Source organism: Neoroseomonas soli (genome assembly GCF_018129065.1).
Taxonomy (GTDB): Bacteria; Pseudomonadota; Alphaproteobacteria; order Acetobacterales; family Acetobacteraceae; genus Neoroseomonas; species Neoroseomonas soli.
Genome location: NZ_JAAEDM010000012.1, coordinates 56,379 through 82,247 on the forward strand (window position 1 = coordinate 56,379; position 25,869 = coordinate 82,247).

Below are 25,869 nucleotides of genomic sequence, written 5' to 3' on the forward strand. Positions count from 1 at the left end.
CGACGGCCCGGCATTGTGCTGGAAGCCGCCATGGCCGACCCGATTCCTGATTCCGTCCCCCGGCACGAACATGTGCTGATCCTCGACTTCGGTAGCCAGGTGACGCAGCTCATCGCGCGCCGCCTGCGGGAATCCGGGGTCTATTGCGAGATCTGGCCCTACAGCCACGCCCCCGAGGACCGCATCCGCGCCTTCGCGCCGCGGGGCATCATCCTGTCCGGCGGGCCGGCCAGCGTGACGGAGGGCGAAAGCCCCCGCGTGCCGGATGCCGTCTTCCGGCTCGGCGTGCCGGTCCTCGGCATCTGCTACGGGCAGCAGGCGATGGCAGCGCAGCTCGGCGGCACTGTCGAACCGCATGACCACCGCGAATTCGGCCGCGCCTTCGTCGAGGTGATGGACGAGAGCGCGCTGACCAAGGGCGTCTGGGCGCCCGGCGCGCGCGAACAGGTGTGGATGTCCCACGGCGACCGCGTGACGCGCCTGCCCGAGGGCTTCCGCCCCGTGGCGGTCAGCGACGGCGCGCCCTTCGCCGTCATCGCCGACGATGCGCGCCACTTCTACGGCGTGCAGTTCCACCCGGAGGTGGTGCACACCCCGCACGGCGCGGCGCTGCTGCGGAACTTCACCCACGGCATCTGCGGCTGCACCGGCGACTGGACCATGGGGGCCTTCCGCGCCGAGATGGTCGCGAAGATCCGCGCGCAGGTCGGCAAGGGCAGGGTGGTCTGCGGGCTGTCGGGGGGCGTCGATTCCTCCGTCGCCGCGGTGCTGATCCATGAGGCGATCGGCGACCAGCTCACCTGCATCTACGTGGACCACGGGCTGATGCGGGCGAACGAGAGCGCGCAGGTCGTCGCCACCTTCCGCGACCGCTTCAACATCCACCTGGTGCACCGGGACGCGAGCGACCTGTTCCTCGGCCAGCTTTCCGGCGTCACCGACCCGGAGGTGAAGCGCAAGACCATCGGGCGCCTGTTCATCGAGGTGTTCGAGGAGGAGCAGAACAAGCTCGGCGGCGCGGATTTCCTCGCGCAGGGCACGCTCTATCCGGACGTGATCGAGAGCGTTTCCGCCACCGGCGGGCCGAGCGTGACGATCAAGTCGCACCACAATGTCGGCGGCCTGCCCGAGACCATGCGCATGAAGCTGGTCGAGCCGCTGCGCGAACTGTTCAAGGACGAGGTGCGCGCGCTCGGCCGCGAACTGGACATCCCGGAGGAGATCGTCGGGCGCCATCCCTTCCCGGGGCCTGGCCTCGCCATCCGCATCCCCGGCGAGGTCACGCGCGACAAGGCCGACCTGCTGCGCAAGGTGGACACCGTCTTCCTCGAGGAGATCCGCAACGCCGGCCTCTACGACGCGATCTGGCAGGCCTTCGCGGTGCTGCTGCCGGTGCGCACCGTGGGCGTGATGGGCGATGGCCGCACCTACGACCAGGCCTGCGCGCTGCGCGCGGTGACGAGCACCGACGGCATGACGGCGGATGTCTATCCCTTCGACATGGCGTTCCTGTCGCGGGTGTCGAACCGCATCGTCAACGAGGTGCGGGGGATCAACCGGGTGACCTACGACGTCACCTCGAAGCCACCCGGGACGATCGAGTGGGAATGAACCGAGGGGCGTGACAGCCCCGCGGCGCCTCAATCCCGCCCCGGATCCCCCAGCGGGAACAGGTGCCGGTATGGCCGCGCCTCATCCAATGCGCGCGCGTAGGATGGGCGCGCGAGCAGCCGTGCGCGGTAGGCGCGGAGCGCCGCGAAGCGTTCGGGGATGGGCGCCACCCAATCGGCGTAGAGAAGCCCGGGCGCGGCGCCGCAATCGGCCAGGCTGAAGGCTTCGCCCGCAGCCCAGCTGCGCCCGGCCAGCCGCGCATCGAGCCAGGCATAGGCCGTCCCGATCACCGCCCGCGCCTGGTCCACGCCGAAGCCGTCGCGCGCCTCGGGCGGGCGGATGGCGTCCAGCACCACCTTCTGCATCGGCGTCATCAGGTAGTTGTCCACCACGCGGTCGATCAGCCGCGCCTCGATCGCCGCATCGGAGTCCTCCGGCAGGAAACGCACGGGGCCGGGGTGGTGGCGGTCGAGGTGCTCGATGATGATCGACGCCTCCGGCACCATGGCCGCGCCGTCCACCAGCACGGGGAACTTGCGGAACGGCCACAGCGCGGCGAGCGCGGCCGCATCGGCCTCCTCCCCGAGGTTCACGAAGCGGAACTCGAAGGGCGTCGCGTTCTCGTAGAGCGCGACGAGCGCCTTCTGGCAGTAGGCCGAGAAGGGATGCGCGAAGAGTGTCAGTGCCATGGGTTCAGCCCTCCCGCGCGCGGCGGTAGCGGAGAATGACGGAACCCGTGCCCAACGCCTTCGTCTCGGTCAGCGTGAAGGCCGCCTCCGGCCGCCCGTCGGCAAACAGGCGCTTGCCGCTGCCGAACAGGAGCGGCGTGATCATCAGCCACAACTCGTCCACCACGTCATGCGCGAGCAGGCTGTTCGCGAGCCCAGCGCCGCCGAAGGCGAAGACGTCGCCTGGCGCTTCCCGCTTCAGCCGCGCGACCTCGGCGGCAAGATCCGGCCCGGCGACGCGCCCGTTCCAGCCCGGATCGCCGGTGAGCGTGCGCGAGACCACGGTCTTCGGCAGCCGGTTCATCGTGCCGGCATAGGAGATGCCGGCGGCGACGCTGGCCGGATCGGTTTCGGCCACGCTCCAGAATCCCTTGTTGAACAGGAAGTTCACCCGCCCGTAGAGCAGGTGTCCCGCGCGCGCCATCGCCCGCAGCGACCATTCGCGCTCGACCTCGTCCGACCAGGGCGGGGGCGCGAACTGCCCGCCCGGCTTCTCGATGTAGCCGTCGAGGCTTGTGAAACTGGACAGGACCAGCAGGGCCATAGCGGCGTCTCCTCCCGAAGTGTCAGCGCCGGGCCGGCGGCGCCGGCCCCAAGTGCCGAGGCGGCGAGTATCGGCGTAGGATCGCGCGACCCACCGGACTGCCAGGAGCCCGACCTTGACCGAGCCCGTCACCATCCACGGCATCAGGAACTGCGACACGATGAAGAAGGCGCGCGCCTGGCTCGAGGGCCACGGCGTCGCGCACGCCTTCCATGACTACAAGGTGGCCGGCATCGACCGCGCCACGCTGGAAGCCTGGGCGAGGAAGGCCGGGTGGGAGAAGCTGCTCAACCGCGCCGGCACCACCTTCCGCAAGCTGCCCGAGGCCGGGAAGCAGGATCTCACGGAGGCGAAGGCGATCGCGCTGATGCTCGCCCAGCCGGGCATGATCAAGCGGCCGGTGCTGGTGATCGGCAAGGAGATCCTGGTCGGCTTCGACCCCGCGCGCTACGCGCAGGCGCTCGGGGCTCATGCCGGCCACCCCATGTCCTGACCTGCGGTCGGCGCAGCCAGGCCGCGCGGATGCGCGTCGCCCGGCGCCCGGCGCCCGAGGGCAGGTCGATCGATCCCGGTGGTCGATGATATGGGCCGCCGGGATCAGACGACGTAAAGCCGCCCCGCCTTCTCGCTGAGGCCGACGGCGGGGTCGGGCTTGCCCCAGTGGCGGCCCGCCACCAGTTCGGGTGCCACGCCGGACAGCGCCTGCACCAGGTCCTTCCGCACGCGCGGATCGTTCCGATAGTACTGGTGCGCGACGTAGTTCCATTCCGTCGTGCCGATCGCCTCCGGCTTGGCCGAGACCGCATAGGCGTAGTCCACCACGTAGATGCGGTCGTCCGGATGCGGCACCGTGCCGGGCCCGTCGGCGCCGAGGCGCGGCTTCCTGTTCTCCACCTTCTCGCTGATGACGGCGAGCGTCGCATCGCCCGGATAGACGCCGAGCGTCACCCAGTCGGCGATCTCCGCGATCGGCCGCAGCGGCGCGCGCGGCGGCGTCAGCACATCCGTGTCGTCGTCCCCCGCGATGACGATGGCCTGGCCGAACAGGCGCTCGGGCAGCGCCTCCGCGCCGATCGCCAGCGCCTCCATCGCGAAGCGGGTCGCACGCGCGCCCATCGAATGCGCGAGGTAGGCCGGCTTGCGTCCGGCATGACCCGCCGCGGCCTTGCCGATCGCATGGATCAGCCGTGCCAGCGCGGGGCCCGACGCCGCGCAGTCCTTCTGGTCGTCCTTGTAGGCGGAACTGCCGGTGATGCCGTTGCTCGGCCAGGTGAAGGCCAGCGGTTCGAGCCGCAACTCGCCGCTCGCCTCGAGCCAGTCGCAGAGGTTGCCGGCACGCGCGCAGGCCTCGCCGAAATCGTAGTCGAAGCCGTGCACGTAGAGCAGTGGCAACGCATCCCGCGCGCGCGCCACCGCGAACCAGCCCGCCAGCACATCCATCGCCGCGCCGTCGCGCCCCGCCGGCCCCGCGAAATCGTCGAAGCCCGAGACATCCGGTGGGCTGCACTTGCCGTCGATCAGCGGATCCGCGGAGACGCCGACCTTCACCGTACCGAGCCAGAGCCGGTCCGGCGGATCCTCGGGCACGAAGCCGAAGGTGCCGTCCATGCGGTCCCAGAGGCGGTTGGTCGCGAAGTGGAGCAGGCGCATGGCGGTGGCCCTTCCGGTCCCGGGGCCGAGTGAAGTCCCGCCATCCCCGCCCTGTCCATCGCGATCGGCGCGCGGCGCGTGACCCGGCGCACGCGCCGCGCATCAGAGGCTGCGCGCCAGCGCCACGAGCTGGTCCGTCGCCTTGCCCCAGCCCTCGTGGAAGCCCATCGCCTCGTGCTTCTCGCGCGCCTCGGCCGTCGCGTGCAGGGCGGAGGCGCGGTAGCGCGTGCCCTTGCCGTTCGGCTCGAAGACGACGACGCCGGTCATGAAGGATTCGGCCGCGGGGCGGAAGCCCGGCAGCATCGCGTCGGTGAAGACCAGGCGGCGTTCCGGCACCACTTCGAGGAAGCAGCCGATATTCGGGTGCTCCTCGCCGTTCGGTCCGCGCATCACGGTGGAGAAGATGCCGCCGGGGCGGAGTTCCATCTCCGCTTCCGTGACGCGCCAGGGCAGGGGGCAGAACCACTGCTTCAGCAAGTCCGGCCGCGTCCAGCAGGCCCAGAGCGGGGCGACGGGGAGGGCGATCTCGCGCTCCAGCACCAGGTCGAGGTTCGGGTCGTGCATCGTGCTCAGTGCTCCAGGATGGCGCGGAAGCCGCCATAGATCATGCGCTTGCCGTCGAAGGGCATGTTCGCGGGATCCATCCGCATCGAGGGGTCGGCCATGATCGCGGCCCAGGCCTTGTCGCGCACCTCCTTCGACGGCCAGGTGACCCAGGAGAAGACGACCGTCTCCTCCGGCTCGCATTTCACCGCCATGGGGAAGGAGGTGAGCTTGCCTTCCGGCACGTCGTCGCCCCAGCACTCGACGAAGGCGAGCGCGCCGTGCTCGCGGAGGCGCGGGGCGACCTGCTCAGCGTGGCGGAGATAGGCCTCGCGCTTCGCGTTCGGCACGGCCAGAACGAAGCCGTCCACATAGGTCATGCGATTGCTCCTTCCTCGGCCGCCCAGGCGGCCTTCAGTGTTGCGATGTCGAGCTTCACCATGGGCATCAGCGCGGCCATCAGGCGCCCGCGCTGCGCCGCGTCGCCCTGGCGCATCATCTCCCCGAGGCTGGCGGGCACCACCTGCCAGGAGACGCCGTGGCGGTCGGTCAGCCAGCCGCAGCGCTGCGGCGCGCCGCCTTCGAGCAGCCCATCCCACACTCGGTCGAGTTCCGCCTGGTCGGCGCAGGTGACGACCAGGGAAATCGCTTGCGTAAAGGCTGCGTCCCGCGCCGCGTTGAACGCCATGCAGGGTCGGCCGCCGAGGTCGAATTCCACGATGAAGGCGGAGCCGTCCGCGTGGCGCACCACGTTGCGGATCGCGGAGCCGGGGACCACGGCGCAGTAGTGCCGTACCGCCTGCTCGGCGGCGTCGTTGAACCAGAGACATGGCATCACGGTGTCGGTCGTCATGGCATTTCCTTCCGGGACACGGAAAGATTAACCGAACAGTTTAGTGTTGTGCAAGCATGCCGGGGTCACCTCCGCGTGACGAGGCGGCGGCGCAGGGCTGGCGCGGTTCGGCGCGCGGTCTAGCATGGGGGTTTCGTCACCGACGCCGATCCACGAGGAAGCCCCGCCGACATGCCTGATACTGAAGCCGGTTCCCGCATCTCCGCCGCCATCGATGCCGCATTCGACCGGCAGGTGGAGTTCCTCCAGGAACTGGTCCGTTTCCCTTCCCTGCGCGGGCGGGAGGCGCCGCTGCAGGACTGGTTCGCGCGGCAGATGGCGCAGCGGGGCTATGCGGTGGACCGCTTCACCCTCGCCGATGTGCCGGACCATCCGAAGATGGCGCCGATGGTCGGCGTCGATCCCGCCGGCAGCGTGCAGGTCGTCGCCGCGCACCGGCCGAGGAACCCGACCGGCCGCAGCCTGATCCTCCAGGGCCACATCGACGTGGTGCCCGAAGGCCCGCACGAGATGTGGACGCATCCGCCCTATGCCGCCGTGATCCGCGACGGCTGGATGTACGGCCGCGGCGCGCATGACATGAAGGCCGGCGTCGCCTGCATGGTCTTCGCCATGGATGCCATCCGCGCCGCGGGCTTCGAGCCGGCCGCCGACGTCTACGTCCAGACGGTGACGGAGGAGGAGAGCACCGGCAACGGCGCGCTCGCGGCGCTGCTGCGCGGCTACCGCGCCGAGGCCGCGCTGGTGCCCGAGCCCACCGGCCACACCATCACCCGCACCCAGACCGGCACCATCTGGTTCCGCCTGCGCGTGCGCGGCGTGCCGGTGCATGTCGCGGTGGCGCAGGACGGCACCAACGCCATCATGTCGGCCTATGCGCTGATCAACGCGCTCTATGCGCATACCAGGACGCTGAACGAGGCCGCGAAGTCCAACCCCTGGTATGCGGACATCAAGGACCCGATCAAGTTCAACCCCGGCATCATCCGCGGCGGCGACTGGGCGTCCTCCACGCCCGCCTGGTGCGAGGTGGATTGCCGCATCGGCCTGGTGCCCGGCACCACGCCGGAGCAGGCGATGGCCGGCATCGAGGCCTGCGTGAAGCAGGCCGCCAAGGGCGACGGCTTCATGGCCAACAACCCGCCCGAGATCGTCTGGACCGGCTTCCAGACCGATCCCTACGTGCTCGAGCCGGGCAGCGAGGCGGAAGCGGTGCTCGCCGCCGCGCATGCCTCCGTGCATGGCGGGGAGATGCCGGAACGCCGCACCACGGCGGTGAACGACGCGCGGTATTACGGGCTCTATTTCGATATCCCGGGCCTCTGCTACGGCCCGAAGGGCGAAGTGGCGCACGGTTTCGACGAACGTACGTCGATCGAGGATCTCCGCACCTGCACCCGGACGATCGCGACCTTCATCGCCGATTGGTGCGGGCTGCGCCCGGTGAGCTGACCAAGGCGCGCGCTCGCCGTTCGCGGCTCCCGTCCTTGCGCGGCGGGCGTGTTGAGGGGGCTTTGCCCCCTCAAGCTCCCCCACCAGGGGACGACGGTCCCCTGGACCCGCGGAAAATGGTTTCCAAAGGCCTTTCGGCCTTTGGCGGGGAGAGCCCGAGAGGGGCGGCGCCCCTCTCGTAGCGCCCCTGGGGGGCTTTCTCCCCGCCCCGGTCGATGGTCTCCTGCCGCGGGACCACTCGGGGAAGACGACATTGTACGACTACATCATCGTCGGCGGCGGCTCCGCCGGCTCGGTGCTGGCGCATCGGCTCTCCACGCCCGGCGCCAACAAGGTGCTGCTCTGCGAAGCCGGCCCCGACACGCCGCCGGGCCAGGAACCGGCGACGATCCTCGATACCTATCCGGGCCAGGCCTATTTCGACCCGCGCTTCCACTGGACCGAACTGAAGGTCCGCACGCAGGTCGTCTCCCACAACAACCCGAACGCCGACCGGCCGCCGCTGCGCAAGTACGAACAGGCGCGCGTGCTCGGCGGCGGGTCTTCGATCAACGGGCAGATGGCCAACCGCGGCGCGCCGCACGACTACGACGAATGGGAGGCGCGCGGCGCCGCCGGGTGGAACTGGGATGCCGTGCTGCCCTACTTCCGCAAGGTCGAGCGCGACCTCGACTTCGACAATGAATGGCACGGCCGCGAAGGCCGCATCCCGGTCCGCCGCGTGCCGGAAGCCCAATGGCCGGCGCACTCGAAGGCGGCGGCCGAAGCCTTCCGCCAGGCCGGCTTCAAGCCCCTGCCCGACCAGAACGGCGCCTTCGAGGACGGCTATTTCCCGCTGACCGTGAACGTGACGGAGACGCGCGTCTCGGCCGCGATCGGCTACCTCGATGCCGAGACGCGCAAGCGCCCGAACCTGACGCTGTCCACCGAGACCCAGGTGATGGGCCTGATCTTCGAAGGCACGCGCTGCGCCGGCATCCGCGCCCTGGTGAAGGGGCAGGAACAGGAATTCCGCGGCCGCGAGGTCATCCTCTGCACCGGCGCCATCCATTCGCCGGCGCACCTCATGCGCGCGGGCATCGGGCCGGCGGCGCACCTGAAGGAGCACGGCATCGAGGTGCGCGCCGACCTGCCCGGCGTGGGGCAGGGGCTGATGGACCATCCGGCCATCTCGCTCTCCTGCTTCATCCGCCCCGAGGCGCGGCTGAACCAGACGCAGCTCCGGCGCCACATGCTGGTGGGGCTGCGCTTCTCCTCGGGCATCGAGGGTGCTCCCGCCGGCGACATGTTCATGTCCGTGGCTTCCAAGTCGGCATGGCATGCGGTGGGCGAACAGGTCGGCTCCATGCTGACCTGGGTGAACAAGACCTATTCCCAGCGCGGCCAGGTGCGGCTGGTCTCGACCGACTGGCGGGCGCATCCGGATGTCGAGTTCAACCTGCTCTCGGACCGGCGCGACCTCGAGCGGCTGATGATCGGCTTCCGGCTCGCCGCGGCGCTGAACCTCAGCCCGCCGCTCGCGGCCGTGACCGCTGATCCATTCCCCGCGGCCTATTCCGACCGGGTGCGGCGGATCGGCGTGGTGAACACGAAGAACCGCATCCTCACCTCGATCATCGCGAAGTTCCTCGACGGGCCGGCGGCGCTGCGCAGCGCCTTCATCGACCGCTTCGTCATCGAGGGCTTCCGCTTCCGGGAGGTGATGGAGGACGAGGAAGCGCTGGAAGCCTTCATCCGCAAGGCGACGATCGGCGTCTGGCACGCCTCCTGTTCCTGCCGCATGGGGGCGGACACCGACCCGATGGCGGTGGTGGACACCGCCGGCCGGGTGCGCGGCGTGGCGGGGCTGCGCGTGGTGGATGCCTCGGTCTTCCCCGTGGTGCCTTCGGCCAACACCAACTTCCCGACGCTGATGACGGCCGAGAAGATGGCCGACGCCATCCTTTCGGAGCCGGCCTGACACGCCGCGCAGACAGACACTTGGCGGGGTGCCGCGGGCACGGGCATGCTGCCTCTCGGACCGGCCGCGACAGGGGCGGCCGGGAACGACCATGGGAGACCCAAGCATGATGAAACTCGGCACCCGGATCGCGGGTGTTGCGGCCGCGGCGGTGATCGCCTGGGCCGGGCACGCGCAGGCGCAGACCGCGCCGGCCGACACCGTCGCCGCCATCCGCGCCCGCGGGCAATTGATCTGCGGCGTCTCGGTGAATGCGCCGGGCTTCGCCGTGCCGGACAGCCGCGGCGAATTCCGCGGCCTGGACGTCGACACCTGCCGCGCCGTCGCCGCCGCCATCCTCGGCGACGGGACCAAGGTCCGCTTCGTGCCGAACACCACGGTGCAGCGCTTCCCGATGCTGCAATCGGGCGAGATCGACATCCTGGTGCGCAACACCACCTGGTCGATGGCGCGCGAGACACAGCTCGGCCTCGTCTTCGCCGGCATCAACTTCTACGACGGCCAGGGCTTCATGGTGCGCCGGTCCTCCAACATCACCTCGGCCCGGCAGCTCGACGGCGCGACGGTCTGCGTGCAGCCCGGCACCACGACCGAGCTGAACCTGACCGACTACTTCCGCACCAACCGCATGCGCTTCACCCCGGTGGTGATCGAGCAGGCGGAGGAAATCCGCGCTGCCTTCGTCGCGGGCCGCTGCGACGCCTACACCAATGACGCCTCCTCGCTCGCCTCCTTCCGCGCGACGCGCACGACGGACGCGAACGAGTTCGTGCTGCTGCCCGAGATCATCTCCAAGGAGCCGCTTGGCCCGGCGGTGCGCAAGGGCGACTGGCGCTTCTTCGACATCGTGCGCTGGACGCTCTTCGCGCAGATCGCCGCCGAGGAACTGGGCCTGAACAGCGGCAACATCGAGGAGGTCGCCCGCACCACGACCAACCCGGACATCCAGCGTTTCGTGGGCCGCACCGGCGACCTCGGCCGGTCCATGGGCCTGGAGAACGACTGGGCGGTGCGGATCATCCGCCAGGTCGGCAACTACGGCGAGATGTACGAGCGCAACATCACGCCGATCGGCATCCCGCGCGGGGTGAACAACCTTTGGAACAATGGCGGCCTGCACTACGCGCCGCCCATTCGCTGAGGTGACGGGCGGGGGCGCGGCAACGCGCCCCTGGATCGGCTTCCGGGCGCGGAGGCTCACGGCAGCCGCTCCAGGCCTTTGTCTTCGCGAGCATCTTCACCCGATCAGGTGATTCCACCTGATCGGGATCTGCCCTACCGCATCAGGTAATCGACGATCGCGCGGCGCGTGGCCGCATCGTGCACGCCGTTCCCGCCCATCCAGAGGCCGGGGAACATTTCCTCCGGATCGTCCAGGAATTCCGAGAGCCGTTCCGCGGTCCAGGTGCCGCTCGCGCCTCGCAGGGTGGGCGAGTAGTCGAAGCGCGCATCGCCGGCGATGCGGCGGCCGGAGAGGCCCGCGAGATTCGGGCCGGGGCCGGGCGGGGCGGAGGTCTCGGCGGCATGGCAGGACGCGCAGCGGGTCTCGAAGGCGGCGCGGCCGTCCTGGGCGAGCGCCGGGCTTGCGAGCCATGCGATCGCGAGGGCTGCCGCCAGGAGGTCGGGGGGAGTGAACTCCCCCCGAATCCCCCCTCCTTCTTTCTTCACCTGGATGGGCGCACCCGGCGCGCCGGGCACGCCTTGCCGACGGACAAAGAAGGGAGGGGGTTCGGGGGAGGTTCTCCTCCCCCGGCCTTGTTCTCCGTCACAGCCCGTACTCGATCCTGACGATCCGGTCGGTCCCGCTTTCCCCGCCCCATGCCTCGCCCGCGACGCCGTCCATCTGGCGCACATTCGCCCCCGCCCGGTCCGACGGGAAGGACAGGAAGTTTTCCGTCATCGGGTCGAAGCGCACGATCGCATTGGCCGTGAAGTCGGTGAGCCACACCTTGTCCGAGGGATCGACCCAGACGGAGTAGCAGCGCGGCCGGTCGCCCGGCAGTTTCCACACGCCCCAGCGCCCCGACATCGGGTCGTGGACCGAGACGTTCCCGCTGTTCCACTCGCTGATCCAGAGCCGGCCCCGGCTGTCGGTCCAGACGCGGCGGGCGCCCTGGTTCGGCGTGGGCGGATCGACGATACGCACGCGCAGCGCCTCGGCCGTCGTGGCCTCGGTGTCGATCTGCGCCAGGTGATTGCCGGCGAGGGAGACGTACCAGACCGTCCCCTGCGGCGTCTTCGTGATGCCATAGGGGCCGCGGCCGCGCGGTGCCTCCCACACGTCCATCCGCTCGGTCGCGGGGACGAGGCGCCCGACGACGCCGTTCTGGCCGGTGAACCAGTAGGTCCCGCGGTCATCGAAGACGCCGGTGTTAAGGTTGGCGTTGGCGAAGCGTTCCGGCAGGCGCCAGAGCTTGACGCGGTGGTCGGAGGGATCGACGCGGGCGATGGCATTCTGCCCGCCTTCCGTCACCCAGGCGGCGCGGTCCGGCCCGCGGATGACGCCGTGCGGCGCCGCCCCCTGGCCGAGGTTGACGACGCGGATCGCACCGCTGCGCGGGTCCAGGCGGTTCAGCGTGCCGTTGCGCTGGCCGCAGAACCAGAACGTGCCGTCGCCGGCGGCGGTGACGTCGCGCGAGCCGACGCGGCCGGAGCCCTCGGTGCGCGCGTTGTACCAGGTGACGCGGTAGCCGGGCGGGGTGCTGGCGCGGGCCTCCCGGCCCAGCAGCGGTGTCGCCGCCGCGGCGGCGGCGAGGGCGAAGACGTCACGACGGAACATGGCGATCCTCCCGGTGGCATGGCCAACCAGGATCTTGGTGCAGTCCCCGCGTGACGCAAGCGGAACGTCAGGACGCGGGCGGTGGCGCGACCGGTAGGGCAGGCATGTAGGGCTCGATGCGGTAGGTCTCCTGCCGCAGGATCGCGATGCGGCCGATGGCAGCGAAGCGCGTGGAGCCGTCCGGCGCGCGGCCGACGGCGTAGCGCCAGGCACCGACCTGGCCGTCGGCGACGAGCTTGCGGGCGATGCGCTCGACCTCCGGCCCGGTGCCCATCGCGTCGAGTTCGGCAGGGGTGAGGCCGATGAAGATCTCATCCCGCGGCGACACGACGCGGAAGAGCATGACGGAAGGCGACTGGGCCGCGGCGGGGCGCGCCACGGCGGCGAACAGGGGCGCCGCCAGCATCAGGCGGCGGGACAGGTGCGGCATCGCGGTCATCCTTGGTGCGAGGGCAGGCCGCCACGCCCCGGATCGAGGCGGCCCGCGCGCAGTCTAGGCACCGCGCCGCCGCCCGCGAGCGGAAACTGCAACGAAAAGGCGGCGGGTCGCCCCGCCGCCTGAAATGCTTCGCACTTGCGCGGCCGGTCAGCCGATCGACAGGCGCCGCTCCACGACCTGCTGCTTCATGGACTTCTGCAGCTTCTCGAAGGCACGCACCTCGATCTGGCGGACGCGCTCGCGGGAGATGCCGTATTGCTGGGAGAGTTCCTCCAGCGTCGTCGGATCCTCCTTGAGGCGGCGCTCGACCAGGATGTGGCGCTCGCGATCGTTCAGCGTCTTGAGTGCGCCGTTGAGCAGGTCGCGGCGGTTGGTCATGTCCTGCCGCTCGGCGAGCTCGTCCTCCTGGCTCTCGCTGTCATCGACCAGCCAGTCCTGCCACTCGCCCTCGCTGTCGGCGCGGACGGGGGCGTTCAGGCTGTGGTCCGCGCTCGCGAGGCGCCGGTTCATGTTGATCACGTCCTGCTCGGGCACCTGGAGGACATGGGCGATCCTCGCCACCTGCTCGTCCTTGAGGTCGCCTTCCTCGAGCGCGGACATCTGCGCCTTGAGCCGGCGCAGGTTGAAGAACAGCTTCTTCTGCGCCGCGGTGGTGCCCATCTTCACGAGCGACCAGGAGTGCAGGATGTATTCTTGAATGGCCGCGCGGATCCACCACATGGCGTAGGTGGCTAGGCGGAAGCCACGCTCCGGGTCGAAGCGCTTCACCGCCTGCATCATGCCGACATTGCCTTCGGAGATCAGTTCGCCGACCGGCAGGCCATAGCCGCGATAGCCCATGGCGATCTTCGCCACGAGGCGCAGGTGCGAGGTGACAAGCTTGTGGGCGGCGCGTTCGTCGCCCTCATCCTTCCAACGCCGCGCGAGGGAAAGTTCCTCCTCGGGCGACAGCATCGGGAATTTGCGGATCTCCTGCAGGTAGCGGGAGAGGTTTCCTTCGGTCGCCATCGGGATGGCCATGCTGGAAGCCATGGGTCATCTGCCTCCTTGACCAGGCGGGCCACCCCGTGACGGCGGTGCCCGCAAGCGGTCCTAAGTCTCGTTGCGTCGCCTTCCTAAGGGCCCGAACCAGGGCCGCCTGCCCCGGTCACGTCGAGGCTGGCCGGACGGGGCACTTATTGGCGCCCTTCGGAATCCGACGTCGGTTTGTAGCCCGGGCCTCGCCGAGGCGCAAGAAAAACCGACTGCAATAGTCGGGTTACTGGCCGTTACCATCCAGTAACGCAATCAATTCGGCCAGGTCCGCGGGCAGGGGGCTCGAGAAGGAGAGCGCCTGGCCGGTCACCGGGTGGCGGAAGCCCAGCGTCGCGGCATGCAGGGCCTGGCGGGGGAAGGCGAGCAGCGCATCCCGCGTCGCGCCGGGCAGCAGCCGGGCGGCGGCGGGGGTGCGGCGGAGATAGACCGGGTCCCCCACCAAGGGATGGCCGATATGGGCCATGTGGACGCGGATCTGGTGGGTCCGGCCGGTCAGCAGCCGGCATTCCACGAGCGCCACGGCCGCGCCCCAGGCGCGCTGCAGGGCATAGCGGGTGGTGGCGGGCTTGCCGCGTTCGGCCACCGCCATGCGCTTGCGATCGCCAGGGTGGCGGCCGATGGGGGCCGAGACCTCGCCCTGCGCTTCCTTCGGCAGGCCCCAGACCAGGGCCAGGTATGCGCGGTCCAGGTCGCGGGCGGCGAAGGCCTCCGACAGGGCGCGGTGTGCGCGTTCGGTCTTGGCCGCCACCATGACGCCGGAGGTGTCCTTGTCCAGCCGGTGGACGATGCCGGGCCGCTTCTCCCCGCCGATGCCCGGCAGGTCGTCCCCCGCATGGGCGAGCAGCGCGTTCACAAGCGTGCCGTCGGGGTTGCCGGGGGCGGGGTGGACGACGAGCCCCGCGGGCTTGTCCAGCACGATCAGGTCGGCGTCCTCGAAGAGGATGGTCAGCGGGATGTCCTGCGCCTGCGGCGTCGCCGGCACCGCGGGCGGGATGGTGACGACGTAGCGCGCGCCGGCGCGGACCGATTCGGACGGATCGGTCATGGGCGCGCCGTCGCGGGTGGCGTGGCCGGCTTCGATCAGCGCCTTGACCCGGGAGCGCGAGAGCGAACCTATGGCGTCGGCCAGGAAGCGGTCGGCGCGGGCGCCGGCGGCCTCGGGCGGCACGATGGCTTCGATACGTTCGCCGGCGGCGGATGAGGGGGATGGGGTGGCTGGGCTCAAGGCTCTGGTGATCGGGATGGGGGTGCTGATCGTGGGCGGCACCGTGGCGTTGGCGGTGCTGCTCGTCCAGCGGCTTGGCGGGCCGCCGGCGGGGGGGGCTGTCATGTCGGTCTCGCTCGGCGAGGCGGAGGGGGCGCGAATCGCCGGCATCGCCGCGACGGACCGCGCATTGGCCATATGGGTCGCGCGGCCGGAAGGCGAGAGGGTGATCCTGGTGGATCCGGCGAGCGGCCGTCGCACCGGCGAGATCCGCCTGCGCGACTGAGGCGCGTGGGTGGCCGCCGGGCGGGGTCCTGTCTGTCGAGGTAAAGGCCGCGCTGGCGGCGGCGGGGGCTTCGCTTGACGTGGATATTGTGTGCCGGTTCCGGGGGAAAGGCGCGTTGCGCGGAAGCGCGCCGCCGACGCTGGTGCCCCGCGGCGAAGGCGCGTGAAGATTTCTGCGAGAAGGGTGCTTGATCACCGGCGGGGACGCGGGTAGAAGCGCGCCTCCGGCCCGGGTCCCCTTCGTCTAGAGGCCTAGGACACCGCCCTCTCACGGCGGTAACAGGGGTTCGAATCCCCTAGGGGACGCCAACCTTTTCAATGGGTTGGCTCCACGGCTCGGCCGGCTTCCCTAATATTTCCCCAACGGCCATCCCGGGATTGTGTGGGACGTGCGGGGCACCGAGATCGGGTTTCTTCGTGGCCTCAGGAGTTCGCTGAGGCTGTTGCTCGGGTCGGGGACGATCGCGGCTCACTGGGTCAGGGCGAATGGGGCCGCCCTGTCGGCGGCTCGTCCGCCGTCCGCGCTTGAACACATTGACCGCCTGGGTCCAGTCGCCTTCGCCGTCCATGGCTAGCCGGATGCGCCGCAGCGGCGGCACGCCACCGTGGTGGTCTCCATTCGAGTTCCTGCCAGCCAGACGGCCAAGCCATCGCCGGCGAGCGCCTCGAGGGCCGCGGGATTGGATAGAAGTCGGACGGCGGCACGGCCGACAGTCAGTGCCTTCCCGTCGGCCCGCAGAAGCGACCCTCGCGACTTAATCCAACCCTTTTCCACCGGCATCGGCCTCTCTGCGAGAATGGTGATGCGCTGTTGTGGAAGCGCCAGCCGCCTCGCGGGGGCGGCGAGTATGTGGGTGCTGGCAGCGCCGGAAAGCGCTGCCGGTGTCGCGAGGCCGTTGCCACTCGGCGCCTCGAGCCGATCGCATCCGGCGGGCATCAGCCGTATGCGTGAAGATGCGCGCGACAACCATGGCCGGGGCGGCTTGCACCCATGTGGAAACCGCCCCGAGCCGTTCGTCCAATTATCGTTAATCTGTCGCGAATTTCATGCGGTTCGATCCGCGCGAACGCGAAATATTTAATCCCACCTTCATCCTGGCGTCGGGCGGAATTTTCCATCCACGCGAGTTCATTGGGCAGATTGACACCCAACGTTGTATCAGCAGAATGCTATCTAAACCAAAAGTCATGATGGCTGGGTTATGCGGCATTCACCATCGACGAGGAAATACATGCTTTTGCATGTAAAAGCTTGCGCCGTCATGCAGGGCAGGGAGGGTCTTCCGTGAATATGACCATCGTCCCCTTTCCTCCTTCCGGTGCGACGAGCGCGGGTTCCCCGGCTGCGGACCAGCCGGCCTGGACTGACGACCTCGCCCACGCCGACGCATTGTTCGGCGCCGGCCAGGCCGAGGCCGCGATGGCCGCGCTGCGCGACCTGCCGCGCAATCTCGGCTCCCGTCCCGCCGCCGTCGCCGCCACTCTTGCCGCGGCCGGGCGGGACCCGGAGTTCCGCGCCCTTGTCGCCGACGCCGACGCGGCCCGCGACGCGCGGGACTTCGCGCGCGGGGAATTGCTCTACTGGCGCTGCCTCCAACTCTACCCGCTGCATTACGGCTACGTCACCCAATACGGGCACTGCCTGAAGGAACAGGGCAAGACCGCGCAAGCGGAGGCGATCTACCGTTCCGCCCTCGCCCTCGGCGGCGCGGCCGAGGATCTGCACCAGCACATCGTGGCCGTAGCCGGCGCCCGCGGTGCCGCACCGGCCCTGCTCGCAACGGACGCTCCGGTTGCCGACCCCCTCGACCTGCCACCGACGCGCGAGGATGTGATCCTTCTCCTTGCCCTGCTGCTGCATCGCGGCCCTGCCTCGAATGAGGAAACCCTCGAACTCCTGCGCGCCTGCCCGCGGCGGCGGGACGTCGCCCTCGTCCTGATCGGGCGAGAGGAGTTCGCCCGGGCCAACACGGACCTCATGGTCCTTCTTGCCGAGGCGCGGTGAACCGCCATGGCTGTCCCCTCGGTCTCCGTCATCGTCAACACCTGCGACCGCGGCAACCTGCTGCAGGATGCGCTGCTCGGCATCAGCGGCCTGCGGCACGCACCGCTCGAGGTCGTGGTCGTCAACGGCCCGTCCACCGACAGTACGGAAGCCGTGCTCGATCGCTGGCGCGGCCGGATCAAGCGGCGCGACTGCGCCGAGCGGAACCTCTCCGTCTCGCGCAATATCGGGATCGCCGCCGCCTCGGGGGATATCGTCGCCTTCCTCGATGACGACGCCGTGCCGCATCCCAACTGGCTCGCGCGCATCCTGCCCCATTACCGCGACCCCGCCGTCGCTGCCGTCGGCGGCTTCACGGTCGACAACACCGGCTTGCGCTACCAGGCGCGCAAGACGGTCTGCGACAGGTATGGGCGCGCGCATCACGTCTCGGACTTCTTCGACGAGCGCCCGCTGAACCGCCCTGGCACACCGCTCTACCCGAGCCTGCTCGGCACCAACTCCACCTTTCGGCGCGATGCGCTGGCGGCCATCGGCGGCTTCGACCACGCCTTCGCCTACCTGCTGGACGAGACGGATGTGTGCCTGCGCCTCGTCGATGCGGGGCACCGCGTGGTCTATGAACCCACGGCGCTGGTCTTCCACCAGTTCGCGCCGAGCCATATCCGCGACACGCGGCGCATCGCGCGCACCCTTTATCCCTCCGCGGTCAGCAAGGCCTATTTCGTGATGCGCCACGGCGCGCCGAACAGCATCGACGGGGCGGCGGAAGCGCTCGCCGAATACCGTCGCGAACTGCTGGATTCGAACCATTGGCACGAAAAGGAAGGGCTGATCCGTCCCGCGCATCGCGCCTCGCTCGACCAGGATCTCGAGGCCGGCATCGCGGACGGGGAGACCCTGGCCCGCAGCCGCGGCGCCGCTCCGGGCGGCCACCTGGAGCCCGAAGCCGCACCGGAACCCTTCTGTCCGCTGCCCCGCGTCGAGGGAGGTCTCGGCATCTGCATGGTCAGCCAGGGCTGGCCGCCCGCCGCAGAAGCCGGCATCGCCCGCTGGACGGAGGCCGTCGCGACCGGCCTCGCCGCGCGCGGTCACGCCGTGCACGTCATCACCCGCGCGGAGGATCGCGAATCGCTTCGCTTCGCCGGTGGGATCTGGATCCACGCGCTGCTGCCGGAGGCCGACGGCGCGGCGGCGCCCATGCTCGCCCATGACCTGCCGCCCAATATCGCCGCCTGGAACCGCCGCGTCTGGCGGGAAGTGCAGGCGATCAAGGGCTTCGGCCTCGACGTCGTCTCCTTCCCGGTCTGGGACCTCGAGGCGCTGGCCTGCCTCGACGATCGGGAGATCGCGCTGGTCATGTCGCTGCACACGACCTATGCGCTCGCCCGCCCGCACAAGCCGGAATGGCTGGCGCGCCCGCTCTACGACCACTTCATGGTCCAGCGCATGATCGCGGCCGAGCGCCGCGCGCTGCTCTCGGTGCCGCTGCTGCTGGCCAATTCGCAGGCGATCCTGTCGGATGTCGAGCAGGCCTACGGGATCCGCATCGCGCCGGATCGCGTGGCGCTGGCCCCGCACGGCACGGCGGACCTGTTGCAGGATGCGGCCCCCGCCCCGCGCCGCGAAGGCTTCCGTATCCTGTTCGTGGGCCGCTTCGAGCCGCGCAAGGGCTTCGACCTTGCCCTTTCCGCCAGTGCCGAGGTGCTGCGCGCACTGCCCGAGGCCGAGATCCACTTCGCCGGCGGTGAGTTGGACGAGGCGGCGCGCATGGTCATGGACGCCACTGGCACCGATGCGCTGGAACACGATCCACGCGTGCGCTTCCTCGGCCTGCTGCCACGCGCCGAACTCGAGCAGGCGTATCGCGAAGCGGATGTGGTGCTGGTGCCGAGCCGCTACGAATCCTTCGGCCTGGTCGCGATCGAGGCGATGGCCGCCGGCCGGCCCGTGGTGGCACTTGCCGCCGGTGGCCTCGGTGAGGTCGTCACGGACGGGATCGACGGCCGCCTGATCGGTGACGGCCCGGAAGCGGCCGCCGAGATCGCCGTCGTGCTGAGGGAACTCGGCCGCGATCGCGACGCCTGCGAGCGCCTCGCCGCCGGCGCCCGCCTCAGCTTCGTGACGAAATACAGGATGGACCACATGCTGGATGCCGTGGAGGCCGCCTACCGGCGCGCCGTGTCGCAGCGCGCCGCGCGGTTGGCGGCATGACCCTGGCGCTGGAGCCTGCTTCCGCGCGCGCGGCCCTCGCGCTTTTCGAAGCGACGCCGACGGCCCGGGAAGCTGAGCGTGTTGCGGCGCTGACCGGATCCTGGACGGAACTGCTCGCGCATCTGCTGCTGCGGCGTTCGAGCCTGCCGCCCGACATCGCGGCGGCGATCCGCGCGGCCGCCGGCACGCGCGGCGGCGCCGCATCTCCCCGGCCGCGCGGTCCCGATGCGCGGCGGCTGCGCGAGACGGATGCGGCGCTCGATGCCGCCATGGCTGCCCTGATGCAGGCCGAGGCCGCGGCGCGCGCGGCCGCCGATGCGGCGACGGCCGCGCTAGGCGCGCACGCCGCGGAACGGCCCGTCGCGGGATTCGATCTTCATCTGCGTATTGCGTCGGAGAGTGCGTGATGGACGTCGCGCCCGCCGTCGCGCTGGAAGCGCGCCTCGCCGCGATGGAGAGGTTCAGGCCTCACTGACCACGGCCTCATCGGCTCGCCCGGCCAGCGCCGCCTGTCCGATGAAGCCCTGGCCAATGCATTTGGGCGAGCCACGAACAAGGACTGACCGAGAAATGCTGACGGCTCAAGATCTACATCTGCAACTCGATCATGCACTTAAGTCGCTGCGTCGAGCCGTGCGGAACATCAGGGCATTCCATGGCAACAAGTCGCAGGAATTTCCCGCTTTCTTCGTCGACCATCCCGTCGTTCACCTCCAGGATGGGCTGCTGACTGGCACCCGCGTTTTCGCCAGTCGCGAGAGCATGCTGCGCGCCATGCCCTTCCCCAGGGGCGCCACCTGCGTCGAAATCGGCACCTCCACCGGCGCCTTCGCGCGCTGCATTCTTGAAGCGCTCGATCCTTCCGAGTTGCACCTCATCGATATCGATTTCTCGCGCCTCGAACCCGACATCGCCGGGAACGAGCGCGTGCGTTGTCTCAAGGGCGATTCGGCAAAATTGTTGGATGCAATGCCCAGCCGATCCGTCGACTTTGCCTATGTCGACGCGGATCATGCCTATGGCTCCGTCCGGCGGGAGATCGCCGTGCTCAGGCGGGTCGTGAAGCCGGGCGGCTGGGTGATGTTCAACGACTACACGCGCTGGTCGATCACGGAGGTCGTCTCCTACGGCGTCGTGACGGCAGTCAATGAGTTCCTCGTCGAGAACGGTATCGCCATGGAGGGGATCGCGTTGTCGGGCACAGGGCATTTCGATGTCTGCATCCGCATGCCCGATCTGTCGCAGGCGAGCTGAAGATGGGCGCCGTCCTGAACCTCCATCGTCGCAGCACGTCCAACGTCGGCGACCTACGCTGTGCGCCATACCTCTACTTTCCGCAGCTCCTCGGCACCGATGCGCTCGACATCCTGGGCTTCCGTTCCGCCGACGAGCCCGATCCGGCGCGCCGCCGCGCCTTCAAGGAGGCCTTCGCGGCTGCTGGCGCCATCATTGTCGGCGGCGGCGGGCTGTTCGAGATCGACTTCTTCGCTCCCGCCTTCGCATTCATCGCCGAGCATCGCCGCCCAGGTCAGAAGCTCATTGCCTGGGGCGCTGGGCACAATGCCTGGACCATCGGGGATTGGCGCAAGCTGAAGCAGGCTTTCACCTTCTCGCCGGACCTTTTCGACCTCGTCGGTGTGCGCGACCAAGGTTATTCCCTGCGCTGGGTTCCCTGCGTTTCCTGCATGAGTGGTGCCTTCGACAGGCAATACGCCGCAGCCCGTGGCGTCGGCCTCTATGTCCATGCCGGCACACTCAAGAACGAGGCCTTTCGCCAGCGGCTGCCCCACGATATCGAGACGCTTAGCAACGAGGCCGGGTTCGAGGAGGCAATCGCCTTCCTCGGCGGTTCCGAGATCGTGCTGACTGACAGTTTCCATGGTGCCTACTGGGCGACCCTGCTGGGGCGGAAGGTGATCGCGTTCCCGTCCTCGTCCAAGTTCTACGGCCTGCGGCACAAGGTACCCCTGTGCAGTCCTGAGGACTGGAACGACCTGCTGCCGCTCGCGGCAACATATCCCGACGCGCTCGAGGAGTGCCGCGATGCGAACCGGACATTCGCGGCGCTCGTTGCGGAGATGATCGGCGGCGACGCCTCGGGGGGCTGAGCGCGGCCTCGGGGCCTGGCGGTCATGCCGAAGACAGCGTGCAGCCTATTGCTGCGCTCACTCGCAGCAGGACCTCCGGCAGCGCCTGGGCTGCGACGGAAGTGGCCGGATGGCGGCAGGGCGAGGATCGCCGCAGAGGGGAATCAAACCGCTGGTTCCAAGGATGCGGCGCTGGACGGCGCCTTGGAGAAATGACGGTTGCGCCCGGATGCGCTGGCGCGGCGGTGGAGGTCTGTCCCGGGGCTGCCTTGGCCATCGGTGACGCCAGGTGTCGCCCACGACGGCAGCGGCGACGAAGCCCCAGCCCCTGCGCGTCACGTCGCGATGGAGAGCGGTCCGCGCGGCCCTGCGCCCGCCAGGGCCGCGCGCCACACCCGCGCACGCTGGAAGACGCGGCGCTTCCCCGACCAGGCCCAATTCCGTTACCATACCGGTACGGGCGCGCCACCCTCCGCCCCGGGCCCGGAGCACCAGGTGACGCAGGCCGACAGGATCCCCACCGCCGCCGACCGCATCGACCGTGAGAGCGCCCACTGGGACGCGATCGCGGCCGCCGAACTCGCCGAACACGGCGAGGCGCTCCCGGTCCGGCCCGAGGACCTCCACGACCGCGCCAAGCCCTGGCTGCCCTTCCTCGACCTGCCCGCGCTGACCACCCGGGTTTTCGACCGGCTGGGCGACATGCGCGGCCGCCGCATCCTCGATCTCGGCACGGGGAACGGCTTCCTCGCCACGGCGCTCGCGCTGCGCGGGGCGGAAGTCGTCGGCGTCGATGTGTCCGGCGCCGCGCTGGACTTCGCGCGCCAGCGGGCGGAACGCAGCGGCGTCGGCGACCGCGTCACCTTCCGGCAGGCCAGCGCGGAGGAGACGGGGCTGCCCGACGTCTCCTGCGATGCGGCCTGCGGCCTCTTCGTCCTGCACCACACGCGGCTCGATGCCGCGGCGGCGGAACTCTCGCGCGTGCTCCGGCCCGGCGCGCCCGCCGCCTTCGTCGAGACCATGGCCTACAACCCGGTGCTCTCGGCCGCGCGCAGGCTGCTGCCCGGGCGCTTCGGGATCGAGAAGGCGTCGACCGACGACGAGGCGCCGCTCTCACCCGCCGCGATGCGACGCTTCGGGGAGGTCTTCCAGGGCAGCATCGCCGTGGAATGGCCCGCCGTCGTCTGCGCCCGGATGCTCTGCTACCTGCCCTTCCTGCGCGGGCGCTTCGCCTCCGGCGTGCTGCGCGCGGCGGATCGCGGCCTCGGCATGGTGCCGGGGATGGGGCGGGCCAGCTATTTCGGGGTCGTCTCCCTGCGCCGCGGCGGCTGATCCACGCTCCGGGATCCCCGCGGGCACGCGCCGTCGCGCGCGGTCAGGCGATCGCATCCGATCGGGCGCGGCCCTGGCGCGCCGGCACGCGGGCGTCGAGCGCGGCTCGGATGATCTCGGCCTTCTGCCGGATGCGCGCGTCCCAGGAATGCGGCGCCACGGCGGCGAGGCGCCGGATGAGCGCTTCCGGCGGATCGGCGAGCGCCGCCTCGATCGCGGCGATGAAGGCGGCCGGCGTCTCGGCGATGCGGACCACCTCCGCGAGGCGGCGCGCGGCCGGCACCGGGGTGCTCACCACCGGGCGCCCGCCGGCCAGGTACTCGTAGCATTTCAGCGCATCGCCCCTGAGCGTGACCTCGTTCAGCGGGAAGGGCATGACGCAGGCGTCCATGCCCTTGAGGAAGCCGGGGAAGTCCTCGTAGCGCTGCGGCCCGAGGAGGTGGATGTTGGGGCAGTCGGCGAAGACCGACCGGTCGAAGCCGAACCAGACATAGCCGACGAGGGCGATGCTCCAGTCCGGGCGGCTTTGCGCCACCTGGCGCAGCAGGCCGATGTCGATCTTCCAGGGATCGATGCCGCCGAGATAGCCGATCACCGGGCCAGGCAGCCGGGCGATCGCCTCGGGCACCGCGGTCTCGGCCAGCAGGGCACGGCCGAAGATCTCGGGCGCCGCGGCGCAGGGGACCACATGCGTCGCCGGGTTGAAGGCCCGCAGCGGCGCGGCGAGTTCCTCGGTCACGGCCAGTACGATGTCGGCGGCGCGGCAGCTTTCCTCCTCGAGCGCCAGGACGAGCGCGCGGTGCGCCGCATCGCGCGCCATCGCGGCATCGAAGTCGACCGATTCGAAGATGCGAAGGCGCGCCGGGAAGTGCCGGAACAGCGCCGCCGAATTGTAGAGCGGCGACCACAGGATCGGGTCGCGGAAGCCGAGCCGCCGCGCGGCGCCGCGCAGCAGCCACGCGAGGATGACGCCGTTCGCCTCCGAGGCGAGGCGCCAGCGCGTGAGGCCCGGCACCCCGACCGCCGGGGGGCGGTAGGTCCAGAGGTTGTCCGCCACTTCCTCGATGCTCGGCCGCGCCTCGAGGCGGCGCTCCTGCCAGCGCGCGGTGCGCCGCAGCGTGATCCAGGACCCGAAGGGCTCGACGTAGAGCACCCGGTTCGCCCGGGCGAAGCCGCGCGCCGTATAGGCGGTCACGCTCTGGATCACGCCCCATTCGGCGGGGCCGAGGATGACGATGTCGGCGCCCTCGAGCGCCAGGCCCTGCCCGTCGGTCTGCATCGCTTGCGCGCCGCCTTTCCCGCTTCCGCCGTGGCCGCCCGCGGGACCGCCACAGGTCGCGATGGGCGGATGGTGCGCGGACCGCAACGATCGGGCAACTCGAAGGCGCATCCCGCCGATGCCCGCCCTCCGCACCTGCGAAGTTCTGTTGTGCGCCGCGTCGTCATCCTCCAAGAATGCAACGGGGCCGGCACGATCGCTCGCGGGGCCCGGCGCGGGCGGTGATCCTGGTCGTATGACGGCCGGCGTGCCCGGGGCCCCTAGTGCGACGTCTGCGACCCGGCGAGGCGTACATATGGAAGGCGGCGGAACCACCGTTATCGGAAGGCCCCCCAAGACGACGTGGCTTCCCTCCGACCTGCTCGGCATCCTCGCGCTGGCGCGGCGATACTGGGTGCTCGCGCTCGGCTGCGGCTTCGCCGGCGCGGTTGCACTTCTGGCCGCCGCCGTGCTGATCGGCGGGCCGAGCTATGTCGTCAGCGCCAAGATCATGGTGAACCTGGGGCCCGAGATGGTGGGCTCGCCCCTGCTCGCGACCCTGCAGGGCACGCCCGCGGCTCCCGCCATGCTGCGGCCGGAGGATTCCACCACCGGGGTCGAGATCTTCAACAACCCCCGCCTGATCCGGGAAACCGTCGAGAGCCTGGGCCCCGACTTCTTCGCCGATGAGCCACCCGGGACCCTGCTGCAGCGCGTCAAGCACGCCGGGAGGCAGGCGATCCGCGCGGTCCAGGGTGCGCTGAGGGAAGCCACGATCGCACTCGGCCTGCGCCCGCGCATCACCGAGACCGAGCGCATGACGCTCGCGATCGGCGCGGCGCTGCGCGTCGAGCCGGTGCGGCGGACCGACATCATCGATGTCACGCTCGCCTTTCCCGATCCGCGGGCGGGGGAGCTGATCCTCGGCCGCTTCATCGACCTCGCCCTGGCGGGGCATGTCCGGGCCTACCGCCTGCCCGGCGTCACCGAGTTCCTGCGCGATGCGCTCGCCGAACGCCGCGCCGAGCTGCGCGCCGCCGAGGACCGCCTGCTCGCGCTGCGCACGAGGCGAGAAAATCCCGTCTGGTCGGCAGCCGAGCAGCGCCCGGTGCTGATCCGCTCCGAGGCCGAGTTGCAGCAGCAATTGCGCCAGGAGCACACGGCGATCGCGGCGACCGAGGCCGAGATCGGCAGGGCCGAGGCCGCCCTCGCGGGCCTGCCGGACGAGATCGAGCTCGGCCGCGTCCGCTCCCGCAATGCGGAGACCGATGCGCTGCGCGGCCGTCTCGTGCAGCTTCGCCTCGACCGCGTCGCGCAGGAGGCGCGCTACGGGGAGAACAGCCCCGAGATCAACGACATCCGCCGCCAGACCGAGGCGTTGGTGGCGCTGCTCGGGTCCGAGGAGCCCTACCGCATCGACCAGATCACGACGGGCATCAACCAGCTCCATCAGTCGCTGGACCGCGACCTGGTCGGGAAGCGCATCCTGCTCGAAGGCCAGCGCGGCCGCGCCCGGCAGCTCGAGGCGGAGATCGCCCGGCTGCGCGGCCAGATGGGGGAGATGGAGGCCGCCGCGGTCGAGATCGCCGTGCTGGAGCAGACCGTCGCGCGGCTCACCCGCGCAATCGAGCTCTACCAGAACGGCTACGAGAACGCCCGCATCGCCGAGACGATGTCCGCGGTGCGGCTTTCCGGCCTGCGCGTCGTGATGCCGCCGACGGCCGAGATCATCCCCTCCTCGCCCTCGATCAGGAAGATCGGGATGCTCGGCTTCGCCGCCGGGCTGATGATGGCGCTCGGCCTCATCCTGTTCCGCGAATACCGTGCGGCCATGGGCCCGCCGGATGGCGGCGGGGCGCAGACGGTGCGGGGGGAGGCGGCATGAGGCGC

Annotated in this window: 25 protein-coding genes and 1 tRNA gene; 14 read left to right on the top strand and 12 right to left on the bottom strand. The window is 70.3% G+C overall.

Annotated features, from left to right (window positions below; translation table 11 throughout):
* The first annotated feature begins 30 nt into the window (after positions 1 to 30).
* A complete protein-coding gene (guaA, locus tag GXW76_RS07015) occupies positions 31 to 1,611 on the top strand; it encodes a glutamine-hydrolyzing GMP synthase (protein ID WP_211861288.1) in 1,581 nt (526 codons plus the stop codon).
* Positions 1,612 to 1,640: 29 nt separating this feature from the next.
* Here guaA and GXW76_RS07020 read toward each other — a convergent pair whose 3' ends face one another.
* Together GXW76_RS07020 and GXW76_RS07025 are read right to left on the bottom strand one after the other, a co-directional pair.
* Positions 1,641 to 2,300 carry a glutathione S-transferase family protein gene (locus tag GXW76_RS07020; RefSeq protein WP_211861289.1) on the bottom strand — a complete coding sequence of 220 codons (660 nt, stop codon included), beginning with the start codon at positions 2,298 to 2,300 and terminating at the stop codon, positions 1,641 to 1,643.
* 4 nt (positions 2,301 to 2,304) lie between these two features.
* On the bottom strand, positions 2,305 to 2,883 hold the full coding sequence (locus GXW76_RS07025; protein ID WP_211861290.1) for a dihydrofolate reductase family protein: 579 nt from the start codon (positions 2,881 to 2,883) through the stop codon (positions 2,305 to 2,307).
* Positions 2,884 to 2,998: 115 nt separating this feature from the next.
* On the opposite strand from GXW76_RS07025, the gene GXW76_RS07030 reads away from it, so the two are divergent.
* Positions 2,999 to 3,376, top strand: coding sequence for an ArsC family reductase (locus tag GXW76_RS07030; RefSeq protein ID WP_211861291.1), 378 nt, complete (start codon positions 2,999 to 3,001; stop codon positions 3,374 to 3,376).
* 104 nt (positions 3,377 to 3,480) lie between these two features.
* Here GXW76_RS07030 and GXW76_RS07035 read toward each other — a convergent pair whose 3' ends face one another.
* The 4 genes from GXW76_RS07035 to GXW76_RS07050 all read right to left on the bottom strand — a co-directional run bounded on the left by GXW76_RS07035 (position 3,481) and on the right by GXW76_RS07050 (position 5,929).
* Positions 3,481 to 4,533 carry an alpha/beta hydrolase gene (locus tag GXW76_RS07035; RefSeq protein WP_211861292.1) on the bottom strand — a complete coding sequence of 351 codons (1,053 nt, stop codon included), beginning with the start codon at positions 4,531 to 4,533 and terminating at the stop codon, positions 3,481 to 3,483.
* 102 nt (positions 4,534 to 4,635) lie between these two features.
* Complete coding sequence (locus tag GXW76_RS07040; protein WP_211861293.1) at positions 4,636 to 5,097, bottom strand: SRPBCC family protein; 462 nt, start codon at positions 5,095 to 5,097, stop codon at positions 4,636 to 4,638.
* Between the two features lie 5 nt (positions 5,098 to 5,102).
* Positions 5,103 to 5,456, bottom strand: coding sequence for a DUF1428 domain-containing protein (locus tag GXW76_RS07045; RefSeq protein ID WP_211861294.1), 354 nt, complete (start codon positions 5,454 to 5,456; stop codon positions 5,103 to 5,105).
* Positions 5,453 to 5,929 carry a VOC family protein gene (locus GXW76_RS07050; RefSeq protein ID WP_211861295.1) on the bottom strand — a complete coding sequence of 159 codons (477 nt, stop codon included), beginning with the start codon at positions 5,927 to 5,929 and terminating at the stop codon, positions 5,453 to 5,455. The genes GXW76_RS07045 and GXW76_RS07050 overlap by 4 nt, the downstream gene beginning before the upstream one ends.
* 171 nt (positions 5,930 to 6,100) lie before the next feature.
* On the opposite strand from GXW76_RS07050, the gene GXW76_RS07055 reads away from it, so the two are divergent.
* The 3 genes from GXW76_RS07055 (at position 6,101) to GXW76_RS07065 (ending at position 10,482) form a co-directional block, all read left to right on the top strand.
* On the top strand, positions 6,101 to 7,381 hold the full coding sequence (locus GXW76_RS07055; protein WP_211861296.1) for an ArgE/DapE family deacylase: 1,281 nt from the start codon (positions 6,101 to 6,103) through the stop codon (positions 7,379 to 7,381).
* Between the two features lie 253 nt (positions 7,382 to 7,634).
* On the top strand, positions 7,635 to 9,341 hold the full coding sequence (locus GXW76_RS07060) for a GMC family oxidoreductase (protein ID WP_211861297.1): 1,707 nt from the start codon (positions 7,635 to 7,637) through the stop codon (positions 9,339 to 9,341).
* 106 nt (positions 9,342 to 9,447) lie between these two features.
* Positions 9,448 to 10,482 carry an amino acid ABC transporter substrate-binding protein gene (locus tag GXW76_RS07065; protein ID WP_408904311.1) on the top strand — a complete coding sequence of 345 codons (1,035 nt, stop codon included), beginning with the start codon at positions 9,448 to 9,450 and terminating at the stop codon, positions 10,480 to 10,482.
* A gap of 134 nt (positions 10,483 to 10,616) precedes the next feature.
* Here GXW76_RS07065 and GXW76_RS07070 read toward each other — a convergent pair whose 3' ends face one another.
* The 5 genes from GXW76_RS07070 to GXW76_RS07090 all read right to left on the bottom strand — a co-directional run bounded on the left by GXW76_RS07070 (position 10,617) and on the right by GXW76_RS07090 (position 14,765).
* Positions 10,617 to 11,009: a c-type cytochrome gene (locus tag GXW76_RS07070; protein ID WP_211861298.1), complete on the bottom strand. Its 393-nt coding sequence runs from the start codon at positions 11,007 to 11,009 to the stop codon at positions 10,617 to 10,619.
* Positions 11,010 to 11,106: 97 nt separating this feature from the next.
* Complete coding sequence (locus GXW76_RS07075; RefSeq protein ID WP_211861299.1) at positions 11,107 to 12,120, bottom strand: Vgb family protein; 1,014 nt, start codon at positions 12,118 to 12,120, stop codon at positions 11,107 to 11,109.
* Positions 12,121 to 12,187: 67 nt separating this feature from the next.
* Positions 12,188 to 12,550, bottom strand: a complete 363-nt coding sequence (locus GXW76_RS07080) for a hypothetical protein (RefSeq protein ID WP_211861300.1) — start codon at positions 12,548 to 12,550, stop codon at positions 12,188 to 12,190.
* A 156-nt stretch (positions 12,551 to 12,706) separates the two neighbouring features.
* Positions 12,707 to 13,591: an RNA polymerase sigma factor RpoH gene (rpoH, locus tag GXW76_RS07085; RefSeq protein ID WP_246513990.1), complete on the bottom strand. Its 885-nt coding sequence runs from the start codon at positions 13,589 to 13,591 to the stop codon at positions 12,707 to 12,709.
* A gap of 226 nt (positions 13,592 to 13,817) precedes the next feature.
* Positions 13,818 to 14,765, bottom strand: a complete 948-nt coding sequence (locus GXW76_RS07090) for an RluA family pseudouridine synthase (protein ID WP_408904312.1) — start codon at positions 14,763 to 14,765, stop codon at positions 13,818 to 13,820.
* 40 nt (positions 14,766 to 14,805) lie between these two features.
* Here GXW76_RS07090 and GXW76_RS07095 point away from each other — a divergent pair, with 40 nt between their 5' ends.
* From GXW76_RS07095 to GXW76_RS25970, 8 genes are all read left to right on the top strand, one after another.
* Positions 14,806 to 15,084, top strand: coding sequence for a hypothetical protein (locus GXW76_RS07095; protein WP_338150905.1), 279 nt, complete (start codon positions 14,806 to 14,808; stop codon positions 15,082 to 15,084).
* A 232-nt stretch (positions 15,085 to 15,316) separates the two neighbouring features.
* Positions 15,317 to 15,392 (top strand) — tRNA-Glu (locus GXW76_RS07100).
* A 976-nt stretch (positions 15,393 to 16,368) separates the two neighbouring features.
* Positions 16,369 to 17,088: a hypothetical protein gene (locus GXW76_RS07105; RefSeq protein ID WP_211861303.1), complete on the top strand. Its 720-nt coding sequence runs from the start codon at positions 16,369 to 16,371 to the stop codon at positions 17,086 to 17,088.
* 6 nt (positions 17,089 to 17,094) lie between these two features.
* The gene (locus GXW76_RS07110; protein WP_211861304.1) at positions 17,095 to 19,302 is read left to right on the top strand and encodes a glycosyltransferase; all 2,208 of its coding nucleotides are present in this window, start codon (positions 17,095 to 17,097) and stop codon (positions 19,300 to 19,302) included.
* Positions 19,299 to 19,709: a hypothetical protein gene (locus tag GXW76_RS07115; protein ID WP_211861305.1), complete on the top strand. Its 411-nt coding sequence runs from the start codon at positions 19,299 to 19,301 to the stop codon at positions 19,707 to 19,709. Before GXW76_RS07110 ends, GXW76_RS07115 begins: the two co-directional genes overlap by 4 nt.
* Before the next feature lie 163 nt (positions 19,710 to 19,872).
* On the top strand, positions 19,873 to 20,556 hold the full coding sequence (locus GXW76_RS07120) for a class I SAM-dependent methyltransferase (RefSeq protein WP_211861306.1): 684 nt from the start codon (positions 19,873 to 19,875) through the stop codon (positions 20,554 to 20,556).
* A 2-nt stretch (positions 20,557 to 20,558) separates the two neighbouring features.
* A complete protein-coding gene (locus tag GXW76_RS07125) occupies positions 20,559 to 21,410 on the top strand; it encodes a polysaccharide pyruvyl transferase family protein (protein ID WP_211861307.1) in 852 nt (283 codons plus the stop codon).
* 474 nt (positions 21,411 to 21,884) lie between these two features.
* Positions 21,885 to 22,721 carry a class I SAM-dependent methyltransferase gene (locus GXW76_RS25970; RefSeq protein ID WP_211861308.1) on the top strand — a complete coding sequence of 279 codons (837 nt, stop codon included), beginning with the start codon at positions 21,885 to 21,887 and terminating at the stop codon, positions 22,719 to 22,721.
* A gap of 43 nt (positions 22,722 to 22,764) precedes the next feature.
* Here GXW76_RS25970 and GXW76_RS07135 read toward each other — a convergent pair whose 3' ends face one another.
* Positions 22,765 to 24,000, bottom strand: a complete 1,236-nt coding sequence (locus GXW76_RS07135; RefSeq protein ID WP_211861309.1) for a glycosyltransferase — start codon at positions 23,998 to 24,000, stop codon at positions 22,765 to 22,767.
* 295 nt (positions 24,001 to 24,295) lie between these two features.
* On the opposite strand from GXW76_RS07135, the gene GXW76_RS07140 reads away from it, so the two are divergent.
* On the top strand, positions 24,296 to 25,864 hold the full coding sequence (locus GXW76_RS07140; RefSeq protein ID WP_211861310.1) for a GumC family protein: 1,569 nt from the start codon (positions 24,296 to 24,298) through the stop codon (positions 25,862 to 25,864).
* The last annotated feature ends 5 nt before the right edge of the window (positions 25,865 to 25,869 follow it).